Here is a 16,453-nt window from a genome sequence, read left to right as displayed (position 1 = left end):
TCTTTCCTGTCGCCATGAAGAATGGCTGCGACAGTTTCTACCGCTTTTCGGCGGGCAGAATCGCGCTTGATCGCCGGACGCCCTCTTGATGGCGGCAGTCCGGCCACAGACAGGACGGGAATTGAATGGGCTTTCCAGCGCCCCAAGGGCTTTACGACGCGCGTAACGAGCATGATGCATGCGGTGTGGGTATGCTTGCCCATATCAAGGGCGTAAAAAGCCATTCTATCGTCAAACAATCGCTGGAAATTCTTGCCAATCTCGATCACCGCGGCGCGGTAGGCGCTGATCCGCTGCTGGGCGACGGTGCCGGGTTGCTGATGCAAATTCCGCATCTCCTGTTCCAGAAATGGGCCGGTGACAACGGACATACCCTTCCCGCAGAAGGGCAATATGCCGTGGCGATGTGTTTCCTGCCGCAAGGCGAGCAGGAACGCGGCTTCGTGACCGAGCAGATCGAGAAATTCATCGCCAAGGAAGGGCAGGAGCTGATCGGCTGGCGCGATGTTCCCGTCACCATCGACGGGTTGGGCAAAGCGGTTATCGATTCGATGCCGGTCATCCGCCAGTGTTTTGTCGCGTGCGGCAGGAATTGCGCCGATCAGGACGCTTTCGAACGCAAATTACTGTCGATCCGCAAACAGGCGCTGAACCCGCTGCACAAACTGGCGATAAAACATTCCATGCCCGGTCTGACCGAGCTGTATATTCCCAGTTTTTCCAGCCGGACCATCGTTTACAAGGGACTGCTGCTGGCAACACAGGTCGGCAGTTTTTACGACGATTTGCGCGATCCTGACTGTATCAGTGCGCTGGGATTGGTGCATCAGCGTTTCAGCACCAACACATTTCCCAGCTGGCGGCTGGCACACCCGTTCCGCCTGATCGCGCATAATGGCGAAATCAACACGGTGCGCGGCAATGTGAACTGGATGAATGCCCGCCGCCGGACGATGGAAAGCGACCTGCTCGGCCCCGATCTGGACAAGATGTGGCCGATTATTCCGCATGGCCAGTCGGACACCGCCTGTCTCGACAATGCGCTCGAACTGCTGGTTGCGGGCGGTTATTCGCTGGCCCATGCCATGATGATGCTTATCCCCGAAGCCTGGGCCAAGAACGAGCTGATGGATCCGCAGCGCCGCGCGTTTTACGAATATCACGCCGCCTTGATGGAACCGTGGGATGGCCCCGCCGCGGTCTGTTTCACCGATGGCCGGCAGATCGGCGCGACACTGGACCGTAACGGTCTGCGCCCCGCGCGCTTCTGCGTGACCAAGGATGACCTTGTCTGCCTTTCATCGGAAAGCGGCGTGCTGCCTTTTGCCGAGGAAGACATCACGCGCAAATGGCGGCTCCAGCCGGGCCGGATGCTGATGATCGACCTTGAAGAAGGGCGCATCATCGAAGACGAGGAGGTCAAGGCCACCCTGTCCGAAGCGCACCCCTACGCGCAGTGGCTGGAAAAAGCGCAGTACAAGCTGGAGGATCTGGGCACGATCGAGCCCGAGCTGTCCGAATTGCCGATGGACGATTCCAGCCTGCTGGAGCGCCAGCAAGCCTTTGGCTATACGCAGGAAGACATCACCCGCTTTCTCGAACCGATGGCGGTGAACGCCGATGATCCGCTGGGTTCGATGGGCACCGATACACCGCTTGCCGTGCTGTCGGACCGTTCGCGTCTGCTGTACGATTATTTCAAGCAGAACTTCGCGCAGGTTACCAATCCGCCGATCGATCCGATCCGCGAAGAACTGGTGATGAGCCTGCTGTCGATGATCGGCCCGCGCCCGAATTTGCTGGGCCGCGAAGCCGGTACGCACAAACGGCTCGAAGTGCAGCAACCTATTCTGACCAACCGTGATGTGGCCAAGATACGCTCTGTCGAAGCGGCGCTGGACGGCGCGTTCCGCACTGCCACCATCGATATGACCTGGGATGTTGCGGCAGATGAAGCCGGGATCGAACTGGCGATCCGCGAAATGTGCTGGGCTGCGACCGAGGCTGTGCTGCAGGATCACACAATTCTGATCCTGTCCGACAGGGCGCAGGGCCCTGACCGTGTTCCGATGCCCGCGCTGCTCGCAACCGCGGCGGTCCATCACCACCTCGTGCGGCAGGGCCTGCGGATGCAGACCGGCATCGTCGTGGAAACAGGCGAAGCGCGCGAAGTCCATCATTTCTGCGCGCTTGCCGGATACGGTGCCGAGGCGGTGAACCCGTATCTCGCGTTCGAAACGCTTGAAAATTTGCGCAGCCGCAAGTTTGCCCATCTCGAACAGGATGCGGTCGAACAGAATTATATCAAGGCGGTCGGCAAGGGTATCCGCAAGGTGATGTCCAAAATGGGTATCTCGACCTACCAGTCCTATTGCGGCGCGCAGATTTTCGACGCGGTCGGCCTGTCGAGCAAGTTCGTCGATGATTATTTCAAAGGCACTGCGACCAGCATCGAAGGCGTGGGGCTGAAGGCGATCGCCGAAGAAGCTGCGCGCCGTCACGGTTCGGCTTACGGCGACAACCCGCTGTACAAGAATATGCTGGATGTTGGCGGTATCTACCAATACCGCCTGCGCGGCGAAACCCATGCCTGGACGCCCGCCAATGTCGCCAGCCTGCAGCACGCCGTGCGCGGCGGCGACCACAAGAATTACGACGAATTTGCCCGGTCGGTGAATGAACAGGCAGAACGCCTGCTGACCATCCGCGGGCTGATGGAATTGAAACCGGCAGACCGGAAACTGCCATTGTCCGAAGTCGAACCCGCAGCCGAAATCGTTAAACGGTTCAGCACCGGCGCGATGAGCTTCGGTTCGATCAGCCATGAAGCGCATTCCACCATGGCCATCGCGATGAACCGCATCGGCGGGCGTTCCAACACCGGCGAAGGCGGCGAGGAAGTGTTTCGTTACAAGCCGTTGGACAATGGCGATTCGATGCGCAGCCGGATCAAGCAGGTGGCATCGGGCAGGTTTGGTGTGACGACCGAATATCTGGTCAACGCCGATGATATCCAGATCAAGATGGCGCAGGGCGCAAAGCCTGGCGAAGGCGGCCAGTTGCCCGGCCACAAGGTCGATAAACGGATCGGCGCGGTGCGGCATTCCACGCCCGGTGTCGGTCTGATCTCGCCGCCGCCGCATCATGATATCTATTCGATCGAAGACCTCGCGCAGCTGATCCATGATCTCAAGAATGTGAACACCGCCGCGCGGATTTCGGTCAAGCTGGTGTCCGAAGTCGGCGTCGGCACCGTTGCCGCGGGCGTATCGAAAGCGCGCGCCGACCATGTCACGATCTCGGGTTATGAAGGCGGCACCGGCGCTTCGCCGCTGACTTCGCTGACCCATGCCGGCTCTCCCTGGGAAATCGGGCTGGCCGAAACCCAGCAGACGCTGCTGCTGAACGATTTGCGCAGCCGGATCGCGGTGCAGGTGGATGGCGGCCTTCGCACCGGCCGCGATGTCGCGATTGGCGCATTGCTGGGCGCGGACGAGTTCGGTTTTGCCACCGCGCCGTTGATTGCTGCAGGGTGCATCATGATGCGTAAATGCCATCTCAACACCTGCCCCGTAGGTGTCGCGACACAGGACCCTGAACTGCGCAAGCGGTTCACCGGCACGCCAGAACACGTCATCAACTACTTCTTTTTCGTCGCCGAAGAATTGCGCCAGATCATGGCGGATATGGGCTTTCGGACGATTGACGAAATGGTCGGCCGCGTCGACCGCATCAACATGAACCGCGCCATCCGGCACTGGAAGGCCGGGGGCGTGGATCTGGGCAAAATGCTGCATCAGGTGAAACCCGCCGAAGGCAAGACGCTGTATCATACCGAAACGCAGGACCACAATCTGGGTGCGGCGATGGATGTCGAACTGATCAAGGCCTGCCAGCCCGCGATCACGCACGGCGAAACGGTTGTGCTGGACCGCACGGTCAAGAATGTGAACCGGACGGTGGGCGCCATGCTTTCGGGCGAGATTGCCCGCGCTTACGGCCACGAGGGTTTGCCCGCTGACACGATCCGCATCAATCTGACCGGCGTTGCAGGGCAGAGCTTTGCCGCATGGCTGGCGCACGGCGTCACGCTGGATCTGGTGGGCGATGCCAATGACTATGTCGGCAAGGGACTGTCGGGCGGACGGATTATCGTGCGCCAGCCCGATGGCACGACGCGCGATCCGGCGCAAAATATCATCGTGGGCAACACCGTGCTCTATGGTGCGATTGCGGGCGAGGCTTACTTCAACGGTGTCGCGGGCGAGCGTTTCGCAGTGCGCAATTCGGGCGCGATTGCAGTCGTCGAAGGCGCGGGCGACCATGCCTGCGAATATATGACCGGCGGCGTCGTGGCTGTGCTGGGCCGCACGGGACGCAATTTTGCTGCAGGCATGAGCGGCGGCGTGGCTTATGTGTACGATCCCAAGGGCACGTTCCACGAACGCTGCAATCTGGCGATGGTGGAACTGGAGCCGATTTCCGCCGCGCCGGATGCCGATGACGGGACCGGCCGTCCTGCACAGCGCGGCAGCAGCGTGGGCGATTTCGGCATGGGCGATATGCTGCGCCATGATGCCGAACGCCTGAAAATCCTGATCACCCGGCACAAACTGCACACCGGATCGGCGCGGGCCGCAAAGATGCTGGACGAGTGGGATGAAACGCTTGGCAATTTTGTAAAAGTCATGCCGCGCGATTACGCGGCTGCGCTGCGGCTGATGGAAGCAGAGCGCGACGAAGCGGCGCTGGTTGCGGCGGAATAAGGGTTACACTGATGGGTAAAGAAACAGGCTTCCTGGAAATCGAGCGCGAGGACCGTGACTATATTGCGCCCGAAGAACGGCTGAAAAGCTACCGCGAGTTCACGATTCCGCCATCGGAAGAAAAGCTGAAAAACCAGGCCGCGCGCTGCATGAATTGCGGCATTCCCTATTGTCATAACGGCTGCCCGGTAAACAACATCATCCCTGACTGGAACCATCTGGTCTATGAAGGCGACTGGCAGAACGCGCTGGATGTACTGCATTCGACCAACAATTTTCCCGAATTTACCGGCCGCATCTGCCCCGCCCCGTGCGAAGCCAGCTGCACGCTCAATATCACCGACGAGCCGGTCACGATCAAAAGCATCGAAATGGCGATTATCGATCGCGGATGGGATGAAGGTTGGGTCAGACCGCAACTTCCCGCGCAGCGCACCGGCAAATCGGTTGCAGTCATCGGCTCCGGCCCCGCCGGAATGGCCTGCGCCCAGCAGCTCGCCCGCGTGGGCCATGCAGTCACCCTGTTTGAAAAGAATGACCGGATCGGCGGCTTGCTGCGTTACGGAATCCCCGATTTCAAAATGGAAAAACACCTGATCAACCGCCGCGCGGTCCAGATGGAAGCCGAAGGCGTGACTTTCAGAACCTCCACCGAAGTCGGCGTGGATGTCTCGATCAGATCGCTCAAGGAAAACTTCGACGCGGTTGTGCTGGCAGGCGGCGCAGAAACCGCCCGCCCGCTTGAAATCCCCGGCGCGGAACTGCCCGGTGTGCGGCTGGCGATGGAATTCCTGACCCAGCAGAACAAACGCAATGCCGGCGATGATGAAGTCCGCGCCGCGCCGCGCGGTACCTTGACCGCGCAGGGCAAACACGTGGTCGTGCTGGGCGGCGGCGATACCGGCAGCGACTGTGTCGGCACATCCAACCGGCAGGGCGCAGCCAGCGTCACCCAGCTGGAAATCATGCCCAAACCGCCCGAGCGTGAGGACAAGGCGCTCACCTGGCCCGACTGGCCGATGAAGCTGCGGACCACTTCCAGCCATGAAGAGGGGGTGGAGCGTGACTGGTCGGTCCTGACCAAGCGCGTCGTGGGCAAGGATGGTCAGGTAACCGGACTCGAATGCGCGCATATCGAATGGAAAGACGGCAAATTTACCGAAGTTGAAGGCAGCACCTTCACGCTGAAGGCAGACCTGATCCTGCTGGCGATGGGTTTTCTTGGCCCGATCAAATCGGGAATGGTTGACCAGACCGGTGTCGAACTGGATCCGCGCGGCAATGTGCTGGCCAATACCGCAGATTACAAAACCAGCGAGGCAGGCGTGTTTGCCTGCGGGGATATGCGCCGCGGACAAAGTCTGGTGGTGTGGGCTATCCGCGAAGGACGCCAGGCCGCGCGCAGCGTTGACGAGGCATTGATGGGCACAACCCAATTGCCCCGCTGATGCGCTGACAATCCGGCGGTGTTCATGTGTTGGCAGCGGTCGCGATGTGCGCCGTCCAGACCAGAATGCGTAGTCGAACCAATGCGCTGATTAACGCGATGGTAGGTTAAACGATTTACCCATGCATGATGCAGCGGGTCGGCGAAAATTTTGGTAAACGGCGCCGAAGGCAAGCTGGCAAGCACCCGCCGCGGCCGGCTGTACCGGTCAAATCCGCAGAACCGCATTCGCATGATATGGCACAGGTCGGCCTCGACCTCAAAGCAGTCGATCTCGCTCTCGCCAAACAGCTTTCGAAGCGGATGCCGTTTGTTTATGCGATCGCCATTGTAAATCTGCTTCTGGTCGCGGACGCATTTTACGGCACAGTCTCCGACCTCCATTTATTGCTTATCACTGTGCCTCTGCTGATAATCGCAATCGCCAGGGCGATGCATTGGCATCCGCATTTTGTGGCGCGGCGTTCGCCGGAAAAGATCGCTCGCGACCTGGCTGTCCTGCCCGTCACGGGCACTGCAGTTGCAGCTTGCCTGATGGTGTTTGGACTGAGCCTTTATCCGTTCGGCGACACGCAGCAACAAAGCCTTATCCACTATATCGCCACGCTCACCAGCTTTATCGGTATTCTGGGCCTCAATCCGTCACCCAAAACCGCGCTGGGAATGACTTTGGTCAGTGTTGTTCCATCGATTACGATGTTCCTTTATCTCGGCCACCCGAATGCCTGGGCCATCAGCGCCACGATGGTTTGCGTTTCACTGTTGCTGCTGTTGATTGCGCGGACACAGCACGCAGGGCTGATCGATCTGATCCGGTCCAAAAACGCTCTCCAATTCCGGGAAATCGAAGCAGCGCGGCTGAATGATCGATTGCACACACAGGCGTATGTCGATGATCTGACCGGCATCGCGAACCGGCGTTCGTTTCTGGAATCCTTCGAAACCCATCTTACCCGGCGAAGAGATGAAGCCCCTTGGCTGGGCCTGATCGATCTGGACGGGTTCAAGACGGTGAACGATTTACTTGGACACCTTGCCGGAGACGAGGTGCTGAAGGCGGTTGCAAAGCGGCTTACCGATTTCCCGAATGTTATCAGCTGCGGTAGATTGGGCGGGGACGAATTCGGATTTCTCCTGTCAGGTTCGTTGAGCAGGCCTGAGGCTGTCGATCGGGCCGAGAAACTGGCAAAACTCATCGCCAAACCCATCCCGCTGGAGCCCCAGTTGCTGACAGTGAAAGCGTCGATAGGCCTCAGGAAGACTGCAGGTCTTTCCACGCACGAGTGCATCGAACGGGCCGACTGGGCGCTTTACAAGGCCAAACAGGATGGCGGGAAAGTCACCATATTCTCGGCAGACGACGAAGTGGTGATGCACGAACGCGCCCGAATTACCCAACTGTTCGACAGCGCCGATCTGGCCAACCAGCTGGAAGTTGTTTACCAACCGATCATGGATTTCGATAGCGGCGAAATCCAGTCGGTCGAGGTGCTGGCCCGCTGGAATTCCGTCGACGGGTTTATCATCATGCCCGACGTCTTTATCCCGATGGCCGAAAGCACGCACCGCACCAGCGAATTAACGAAGATCATAGTCGCAAAATCGATCTCCGAATTGCCCGAGGCTTTCAGACAATTATCGCTCCATATCAACCTGTCGGCCAAAGACATTACCAACACCGACTTTGTCGATTGGCTTCTGGCAAGCGATGCTTTTCATACCTTCCCCCGGACGCAGGTCCTGCTCGAGCTTACCGAGACAGCGATCCTTTCGGGCGGAGAGCTAGCCACCGGCAATCTGACCCGCTTGAGGGCTGGCGGTTTCCGGATTGCACTGGATGATTTCGGGGTGGGCCAATCCAGCCTCTCGCGCATCCACAAACTGCCGCTCGACCAGATCAAGATCGACAAATCATTTTGCCAGGATGCAAGCTCCAGCGATCATGGCTGGGCTATCGTTGCAACGATCCTGGCTTTGTCGCGGCAAATAGGCCTGGAATGCGTTCTCGAAGGGGTGGAGACAGAAGCACAGGCGCTGCAGGCAAGATCGCTCGGCGTGCGGCTCATGCAAGGATATCACTTCTCCAAACCCCAGGGTGCAGCCTATTTTCGTGACATGGCCAGCCCGGTTGACAAGCCGGATCCGCGCGATGCCGCAAATCCTGGCATGACCTGACGCCTGCTCAGCGCGCTCCCTTAGCGGCAGCACTTTTCACAGCGACTTTGGCAGTTGCGGTGACCGGTCTGATTGTAGTCGATACGGCGACCTGTTGGACGATGTTCGGCCAGACCGTCATTTTGCTGCTCTTCCAGATCGGCGGACTGGGCATCATGACAGCAGCCACGCTATTTGGCCTGATGGCCGGACGCGGTTTCGGTTTGCGCGACCGGATGGCGACCGAAATCGAACGCAATCAGCTTGAAACGGGCGATGCGGCCTCCGTGCTCAAACTCATTTTCGCAATTACAATCCGTGTCGAGGCGATTATCGCAGTGATACTCGCCGCACAAATGATGGTGGTTCATGAAATACCGCCTCTGGAAGCGATCTGGCACGGTGTCTTCCATTCTATCAGCGCGTTCAACAATGCCGGCTTTTCCAGCCATACCGACAGGGTGATGGGGTATCAGTCCGATCCGGTAATTCTCGGCCCGATCATGTTTGCTGTAATCCTGTCGGCTCCGGGCTTTCCGGTCATGCAGGATATTCGCGCAAACCGGCTGCGCTGGCGGCTGTGGTCATTGCACACGAAAATCACCGTGTCGGGCACGCTTGCCTTGCTGTTGTTCGGTTTTGTCACGATCCTGCTGATGGAATGGGACAATCCGGCAACGCTTGGCCCGATGGGTATCGGGGGCAAATTGCTGAATGCAGCCTTCCATTCGGTAATGCCGCGCACCGCCGGTTTCAATTCGCTGGATGTCGGCGCATTCGAAGACGAAACGATCATGGTGAATTACTTTTTGATGTTCATCGGCGGGGGCAGCGCGGGTACGGCAGGCGGGATCAAGATAACGACATTCCTTGTCCTGTTTGCAGTCGTCCTGTCGGAAATACGCGGCCGCCGCGACGCAGGCCTGTTCCAGCGCCGTTTCGACAATTCGGTGGAACGCCAGGCGCTTACCATCACCGTTCTGGCGGCCTCGCTCATTTTTACCGCGACGACCTCTATCGCCCCGGTCAGCACCTTGCCGCTCGACGATATCTTGTTCGAATGCATATCCGCTTTCGCGACGGTCGGAATGTCCACCGGAATTACGGCGTATTTGCCGCTGACCGGCCAGTTCGTCATCATTGCGCTGATGTTTATCGGCCGCGTCGGGACTATCACGGTTGCGACTGCGCTGGCGCTGGCGCTGGGCAAACACGAAATCCCGTATCGTTATCCCAAGGAAAACCCCATTGTCGGCTAGGAAACGCAAACCTGTACTGGTCGTCGGTCTGGGGCGATTTGGCGGTGCGGCGGCACGCACGCTGGAGGATATGGGGTATGAAGTGCTGGGCGCCGACACGGACCCGCAGATCGTTCAGGACTTCGCCGCCGATCTGACCAAAGTGGTGCAAACTGATTGTACGGATAGTGCCACACTGGAAAAGCTGGGCGTGCGAGACTTTGACGCTGCGGTGGTGGCTATCGGCACTGATATAGAAGCCAGCGTGCTGACCGTTCTGGCGCTGTCGGATCTTGGTCTGGTGAATATCCGGGCCAAGGCCACCAACGAAAAACACGCCCGCATTCTCGAGCGGACCGGCGCCAACCATGTCGTTTTTCCCGAACAGAAAATGGGGGAACGGGTTGCCCGGCTTCTGAATGAACGGCTTCCCGACTTTATCTCGTTTGGTGATGAATTTGCGATCGCCCGGCTGAAAGCGCCCGAACCGATTGTCGGCCTGCCGCTGATTACCAGCGAATGCCGCAGGAAATTCTCTGTCACGGTGGTTGGCGTGAAACGTCACGGCGAAGACTTCATCCATGCCGTGCCCGACACAATCATGTTCCCCGACGACCAACTGGTCGTGTCGGGACGGATCAGCGATATCGAAAAGTTTTCGGGTATCTAGAACCGTGCAGATGGCAGCGCGTGAACAGCAATCCGGGGCAGGTTGCATCTGGAAACGCAGCATTTTCCTACACCTTTGCGTGATGCTACCTTTTTGGCCGGCTCTTTCCCATTGTCGTTCGATATTGCAGTGTTTTGCGCGCGGTCGCGCAAGGTGTAACCTGCGCGTACCACAGATAATTTCCTGTTCTATCAATGGTTTGCGCCATCCATCCGCAGAGTGACACGGGGTAACTAGTGTAACCCTGCCGTTTACCCGCGGCACCATTTCACTGCGGCGCGGTGATGCGCTTGCAGAAACGTATTTGTCCGGCTGAAAGGCCTTGATCCGAAAAAGCCGCGGTGCGCCGATAGCGGGCTGGGGTGGGCTGATCGCAGCACCAGATGGTGGCCGCTTGCCAGACCCGGAATACGCGCCGCGCTGGCCTGCGCGTGATTGCCCCACAGAATGAACACCGTCGGCTCGCTGCGCCCCGCCGCCGCCGCCACGATGGCATTGGTAATCGCTTCCCAGCCGCGGTTTGCATGGCTTCCCGCCTGCCCGGCTTCCACCGAAAGGGATGTATTCAGCATCAGCACGCCCTGCCGCGCCCACTCGCCAAGATCGCCCGAAAGCGGCGGCCCGCAGCCCATGTCGCTGGCCAGTTCCTTGAAGATATTGCGCAGGCTGGGCGGCAATTTGACCCCGTCCTGCACCGAAAAGCTGAGGCCGTGCGCCTGTCCCGGACCGTGATAGGGATCCTGCCCCAGGATCACGGCCTTGACGCGGTCCAGCGGCGTTAATTCCAATGCCGCCATCCGCTGGCCGCGAGGTGGGTAAATCGCCTTGCCCGCCGCTTCTTCCGCGCGCAGCCACGCACCCAGACTGCGCGCCTCGGGCGCGGTCAGCACGGGTTCAAGCACCGTCTGCCAGCTTTGCGGAACCGCATCGATCATGGCGCGATGTCTAGGCGCAGCGATTCTCGCGCGCAATTCGTCATCAGCGAAGCCTTCCCCTCTTTCCCCAATCGGACTAAGGCCGCACGCATGACAGTTTACCTCCATGAAGAAGACCTGCCCGAAGATGTTTTCGCACCCGGGCCGATCGCCGTCGATACCGAAACGATGGGCCTGGTTACGCCGCGCGACCGGCTTTGCCTTGTGCAGATTTCCGATGGCGGCGGGGATGAACATCTTGTGCGGTTCAAGCCTGGCAGCGGCTATGACGCGCCCGTCCTGAAAGGTGTTCTGGGCGATCCGCAGCGGCTCAAGCTGTATCACTTTGCGCGTTTCGATCTGGCGGCTATCGAACATTATCTCGGCACGATCGCCGCGCCGGTGTTCTGTACCAAAATCGCCAGCAAGCTGACCCGCACCTATACCGATCGTCACGGGTTGAAAAATCTGGTGCAGGAATTGCTTGGCAAGGATTTGTCCAAACAGCAGCAATCCAGCGACTGGGGCGCGCCCGAACTCAGCAATGCCCAGCAGGATTATGCCGCATCCGACGTGCGCTATCTGCACCAGTTGCATGAAAAATTCGTCGGGCGGCTGGAACGCGAAGGCCGCACCGAACTGGCGCAGGCCTGCTTCGATTTCCTGCCTGCGCGCGCCAGACTGGACCTTGCCGGGTGGGCTGAACACGACATCTTCAGCCACGCGTAATACAAGGAAGCGCTAGCTAGTCTGATGAGCCAAAGGATCGAAACCGCCCAAGCCAGGCAACTGCGCTCGAAGCGTCAGGCATTTGCTGCGCCAGGCGGATTTCACGACCGGCTGGTGCGGTTTCTGGGTGCAGCATTGCCGATGGCGGTCGGGGTACTTGCCGCCTTGATGGTCATCACTCCGCTCAGCCCGCGAGGCGAGGTCAGTTTCCTGCTCGACCGCAACAAGGTCGCGGTGATCGAAAACCGGCTGCGGGTGGACAATGCGCTATACCGCGGCAGCGACGAAGAAGGCCGGCCATTTTCGCTCACTGCAGGCGAAGCGGTCCAGCGCAGCGCCGCCGAAGGGGTTGTCCGGATGCAGGACCTTGTCGCCCGGATATTGCTGGATGACGGGCCCGCGCGGCTGGTGGCCAATGCGGGCCGTTACAATATCGAAGACCGCGTGGTCGGCGTCATCGGTCCGGTCCGGTTTGTCGCTGCTGACGGATACCGGATGAGCGCGAGCAATGTCGCGATCGACCTGGAGAACAAAACGCTGGCCGGAAGCGGCGGTATCGAAGGGGCAATTCCCGCCGGGACCTTCTCATCCGACCGGATAGAGGCTGATCTGGATGCCCGCGTCATTGCGTTGCAAGGCAATGCCCGGTTGCGCATGCAGCCCGGTAAATTAAGGATGCCCTGATGAAACTAGTTCCCCTTGGTAATTCATGGCGCCCGGCACTCACCGGTTTTATTGTCACCATCTTGGCCTTTGGCGGCATGCAATTGCGCGCCCAGGCAATTGCCGGTCACAACTCCAATGCTCCGGTAAGCTATGCTGCAGACCGGATTGAACTGCAGGACCGCCAGAACCGCGTGGTTCTGTCGGGCGGTGTCGATATTACGCAGGCCGGCCTGCGGCTGCGCGCGGCGCGCACCATCGTCAATTACACCGACGCGGGAAGTTTGCAGATCCAGCGTATCACCGCCACCGGCGGGGTGAATGTGGCGCGCGGTAACGAAGCCGCCAGCGGCGATGTCGCGATTTATGATTTCAACCGCAGGATCATCACCCTGTCCGGCAATGTCAGGCTGAAGCGCGGCGGCGATACGCTTAACGGCGGGCGGCTGGTGATTGACTTGCGAAGCGGCATCTCGAGTGTGGATGGCAGCGCATCGGGCTCTTCGTCGGTTTCGGGTGCGCCGGGGACATCTACCAACAATAATGGCCGGGTCAGCGGTACGTTCTCCGTCCCGGAAAACTAACTGGTGGCAGCGCCGGAGCTAACCGGCCCCGCGCAAATACGCCGGTTGCTCATGGGCCTGCTCGGGCCACAAGCAAACGCCGCCGCGCCTGATAGCCGGCAGTGGGACCTGCTGTCCTCGCTTGCCGGCGAACACCGTCTCCAGCCGCATTTGCACGGCAGATTATCGCGCGGCGAGCTGACTGTCCTGCCCCCGCCTGGCATTGCCGCAACATGGGAAGCTGCACATCGACGGTCGGCAATTTCCGCTCTGGCGCACCGCGCTGAACTCATGCGGCTGACGGACATCCTGTCGGGCGCAGGGATTGCGCCAACCGCATTGAAGGGTGCCTGGCTCGCCTGGTATGCTTACCCGTCACCGGCAGAGCGCCCTGTTCGCGACATCGATTTGCTGATTGCGCCAAATCAGGTGCTCGCAGCATTCGAATTGCTCTTGGATGCCGGCTATATGCAGGCGGAGCCAAGCGCCAAGCCAGCAGCTGAAATGGTCAAGTCGGCAAAACATTTGCCGCCGCTTGAAAGCCCCGGCGGTATCCGGCTGGAACTGCATATGCGCTGCTGGGAAACGCAAGCAGCATTCGAAAGTTTTGTTCCCGCCAATGACGATCCCGGCATTCGCGAGCGAGCCAGCAAGGGCGCGCGCGCTACAGATCCCGTCAAATACCCTTCGCCCCGCGACATGCTCGACCACCTGATCATTCACGCTGCTTACAGTCATCAGTTGGACGTAGGCCCGCTCTTGCTCAGCGATCTAAATTATCTCGTCCGGTCAACCGCTGTGGACTGGCAGCAATTGTGGGCACGGGCCGAAAACGGAGGTTGGGAGAACGGGGCAGCGCTGATAATCGCAGCGCTGGATCGATGGCGCATTCCCGGACTGCTCGACCACAGCGGCTGCAGGATCGCTGTACCCCCTTCGTTGATCGACGCTGTACCAGACCTGCTGCTACAAAGCAGGGCGACGCGCAAGTCTGCCGGTCTCATGGCTGCACTTGGCGGCGCGAACCATGAAGGCGGCACGGCGATGATGGGCAAACGCGCGCTGGACAGGCTTGGCGGCCGCGGTCGCCCCGCCGGGCAGCCTTATTGGCAATGGCTTTTCGGCCGGACGGGTCGGACGCTGGCCCAACTTACAGATCGTGAAACGAGACGGACCGGCTTGAAACTGGTTCAATTGAATAACTGGCTAAATCACAGCGCTGGACAATCACGGCGGGACACTTTGCCCGTTACCGCGATACCGCTAGACACAGCATCGGTGCAAAATTTGTCGCACAGCCACGAGGACACCGATGACAGAACGTAAGCGAGCACTGGTAACCGGCATCACCGGGCAAGACGGCGCTTATCTGGCGCGTTTGCTGCTGGGCAAGGGGTATGAGGTTCACGGCATCAAACGGCGGTCATCTTCGTTTAACACGGGCCGGATTGAGGATATCTATCAAGATCCACACGAGCAGGACCAGCGCTTCCAACTCCATTACGGCGACATGACGGATTCAACCAATCTGATCCGCATCATGCAGGATGTGAAGCCGCACGAAATCTACAATCTGGCCGCCCAGAGCCACGTCGCGGTGTCGTTCGAAACACCCGAATATACCGCAAATTCGGATGCCACCGGCGTATTACGATTGCTTGAGGCAATCCGCATTCTCGGGCTGGAAAAGCATTGCCGGTTTTATCAGGCGTCAACTTCGGAACTTTACGGAAAAGTGCAGGAAACTCCGCAGAACGAATCCACCCCGTTCTACCCTCGCAGCCCCTATGCTGCGGCCAAATTATACGGCTACTGGATAACGATAAATTACCGCGAGGCTTACGGGCTGCACGCCTCCAATGGCATCTTGTTCAACCATGAAAGCCCTTTGCGGGGCGAGACTTTTGTGACGCGCAAGATCACTCGCGCGGCGGCGGCCATCGCGCTTGGCCAGCAAGACAAGCTTTATCTGGGCAACCTCGACGCAAAACGCGACTGGGGACACGCACGTGAATACTGCCACGGAATGTGGCTGATGCTGCAGCAAGATGAGCCGGGCGATTACGTGCTGGCGACAGGCAAAACCACGCAGGTCCGCGAATTCGTGCGGTGGGCATTCGAAGATGCCGGTATCGCCGTTGAATTCCATGGGACCGGCGAAGGCGAAAAAGCCTATGCAAAATCCGACGGCCGCCTTCTGGTGGAGGTCGACCCGCGATATTTCAGACCCACAGAAGTCGAAGTTCTTTTGGGTGACGCTTCCAAAGCGAGGGAGAAGCTGGGTTGGCAAGCGGAAATTGAAGCGCGCGATCTGGCCCGCGAAATGGTCGAGGCGGACTTGAAACTTCTGCGCGCCGCGTCCGCTCCGAAAGCCGATTGATGTTCAGCCTGGAGGGCAAGCGCATTTATGTTGCCGGTCATCAGGGTATGGTTGGTTCGGCCTTGCTTCGCCGGCTGGTATCCGAAGATTGTACGGTGGTAACATCAGCCCGGAACCTGGATTTGCGCAATCAGGTTGCCGTGAATGGCTGGTTTGAAACGAACCGCCCCGAAGTGGTCATTCTCGCTGCGGCTAAAGTTGGCGGCATCCTGGCTAACGATCGTTACCCCGCCGAATTTCTTTATGACAATCTGATGATTCAGGCTAATGTGATCGAAGCAGCGCGGGTCCATGGCAGCCAGAAACTGCTGTTTCTTGGCTCGTCCTGCATTTATCCCAAACACGCTGCCCAGCCGATCAGCGAAGCAGCTTTGATGACAGGACCGCTCGAATCGACCAACGAATGGTACGCGGTAGCAAAGATCGCCGGGATCAAACTTTGCCAGTCATACCGGCGGCATTATGGCTGCGATTTTATCAGTGCAATGCCAACCAATCTTTATGGCCCCGGCGACAATTACGATCTTGAATCCAGTCACGTTTTGCCTGCCCTCATCCGCAAAATCCACGAGGCGAAAGAAACGGGATCGGCTAGCGTCCGAATCTGGGGGTCGGGAAAGCCCTTGCGTGAGTTTCTCCATGTCGATGATCTTGCCGACGCATGCATCTTTCTGCTCTGCAATTACTCCGGCGAAAGTCACGTGAATGTCGGTTCGGGTGAGGAGGTTTCGATTGCGGATCTCGCTGATCTGATCAAGCAGATTATCGGCTTCAATGGCCACGTATCGAACGACCCAGACAAACCGGACGGCACGCCGCGGAAATTGCTCGATTCGTCAAAGCTGCAAAGGTTGGGCTGGGAACCGTCGATTGCGCTGCGCGGCGGTGTGTCATCGGCCTACGAGTGGTTCAAAGCCAATCAGGGTTGA

Annotated in this window: 12 protein-coding genes; 11 read left to right on the top strand and 1 reads right to left on the bottom strand. The window is 59.1% G+C overall.

Annotation, left to right across the window (positions count from 1 at the left end; genetic code table 11):
- Positions 1–125: 125 nt before the first annotated feature.
- The 5 genes from gltB (at position 126) to WFP06_RS01220 (ending at position 10,275) form a co-directional block, all read left to right on the top strand.
- Positions 126–4,766, top strand: a complete 4,641-nt coding sequence (gene gltB / locus WFP06_RS01240; RefSeq protein WP_336985445.1) for a glutamate synthase large subunit — start codon at positions 126–128, stop codon at positions 4,764–4,766.
- An 11-nt stretch (positions 4,767–4,777) separates the two neighbouring features.
- Entirely contained in the window at positions 4,778–6,214 is a 1,437-nt protein-coding gene (locus WFP06_RS01235; RefSeq protein ID WP_336985444.1) for a glutamate synthase subunit beta, read from the top strand.
- Between the two features lie 236 nt (positions 6,215–6,450).
- A complete protein-coding gene (locus WFP06_RS01230) occupies positions 6,451–8,388 on the top strand; it encodes a putative bifunctional diguanylate cyclase/phosphodiesterase (protein ID WP_336985443.1) in 1,938 nt (645 codons plus the stop codon).
- Positions 8,385–9,626, top strand: a complete 1,242-nt coding sequence (locus WFP06_RS01225) for a TrkH family potassium uptake protein (protein ID WP_336987593.1) — start codon at positions 8,385–8,387, stop codon at positions 9,624–9,626. The genes WFP06_RS01230 and WFP06_RS01225 overlap by 4 nt, the downstream gene beginning before the upstream one ends.
- Positions 9,616–10,275 carry a potassium channel family protein gene (locus WFP06_RS01220; protein WP_336985442.1) on the top strand — a complete coding sequence of 220 codons (660 nt, stop codon included), beginning with the start codon at positions 9,616–9,618 and terminating at the stop codon, positions 10,273–10,275. Before WFP06_RS01225 ends, WFP06_RS01220 begins: the two co-directional genes overlap by 11 nt.
- Positions 10,276–10,526: 251 nt before the next feature.
- Here the strand turns inward: WFP06_RS01220 and WFP06_RS01215 are convergent, their stop codons facing one another.
- Positions 10,527–11,210 carry a uracil-DNA glycosylase gene (locus WFP06_RS01215; protein ID WP_336985441.1) on the bottom strand — a complete coding sequence of 228 codons (684 nt, stop codon included), beginning with the start codon at positions 11,208–11,210 and terminating at the stop codon, positions 10,527–10,529.
- A gap of 90 nt (positions 11,211–11,300) precedes the next feature.
- Between WFP06_RS01215 and WFP06_RS01210 the strand changes: the two genes are divergently transcribed.
- The 6 genes from WFP06_RS01210 to fcl are packed head-to-tail and all read left to right on the top strand — an operon-like array spanning position 11,301 to position 16,453.
- A complete protein-coding gene (locus WFP06_RS01210; RefSeq protein WP_336985440.1) occupies positions 11,301–11,918 on the top strand; it encodes a ribonuclease D in 618 nt (205 codons plus the stop codon).
- Between the two features lie 24 nt (positions 11,919–11,942).
- Positions 11,943–12,602 (top strand): LPS export ABC transporter periplasmic protein LptC, encoded by a 660-nt coding sequence (gene lptC, locus WFP06_RS01205; protein WP_336985439.1) that lies wholly within the window; start codon positions 11,943–11,945, stop codon positions 12,600–12,602.
- Positions 12,602–13,165, top strand: coding sequence for an LptA/OstA family protein (locus WFP06_RS01200; protein ID WP_336985438.1), 564 nt, complete (start codon positions 12,602–12,604; stop codon positions 13,163–13,165). Before lptC ends, WFP06_RS01200 begins: the two co-directional genes overlap by 1 nt.
- 3 nt (positions 13,166–13,168) lie before the next feature.
- Positions 13,169–14,470, top strand: a complete 1,302-nt coding sequence (locus WFP06_RS01195) for a nucleotidyltransferase domain-containing protein (protein ID WP_336985437.1) — start codon at positions 13,169–13,171, stop codon at positions 14,468–14,470.
- Positions 14,457–15,524: a GDP-mannose 4,6-dehydratase gene (gene gmd, locus WFP06_RS01190; RefSeq protein WP_336985436.1), complete on the top strand. Its 1,068-nt coding sequence runs from the start codon at positions 14,457–14,459 to the stop codon at positions 15,522–15,524. The genes WFP06_RS01195 and gmd overlap by 14 nt, the downstream gene beginning before the upstream one ends.
- Positions 15,524–16,453, top strand: a complete 930-nt coding sequence (gene fcl, locus WFP06_RS01185) for a GDP-L-fucose synthase (RefSeq protein WP_336987592.1) — start codon at positions 15,524–15,526, stop codon at positions 16,451–16,453. Before gmd ends, fcl begins: the two co-directional genes overlap by 1 nt.

Origin of the sequence: Altererythrobacter aquiaggeris (assembly GCF_037154015.1) — a bacterium.
GTDB classification, from domain to species: domain Bacteria; phylum Pseudomonadota; class Alphaproteobacteria; order Sphingomonadales; family Sphingomonadaceae; genus Aestuarierythrobacter; species Aestuarierythrobacter aquiaggeris.
The sequence above is the reverse complement of the archived record's forward strand: the minus strand, read 5'-3'. Positions and strand labels throughout refer to the sequence as shown.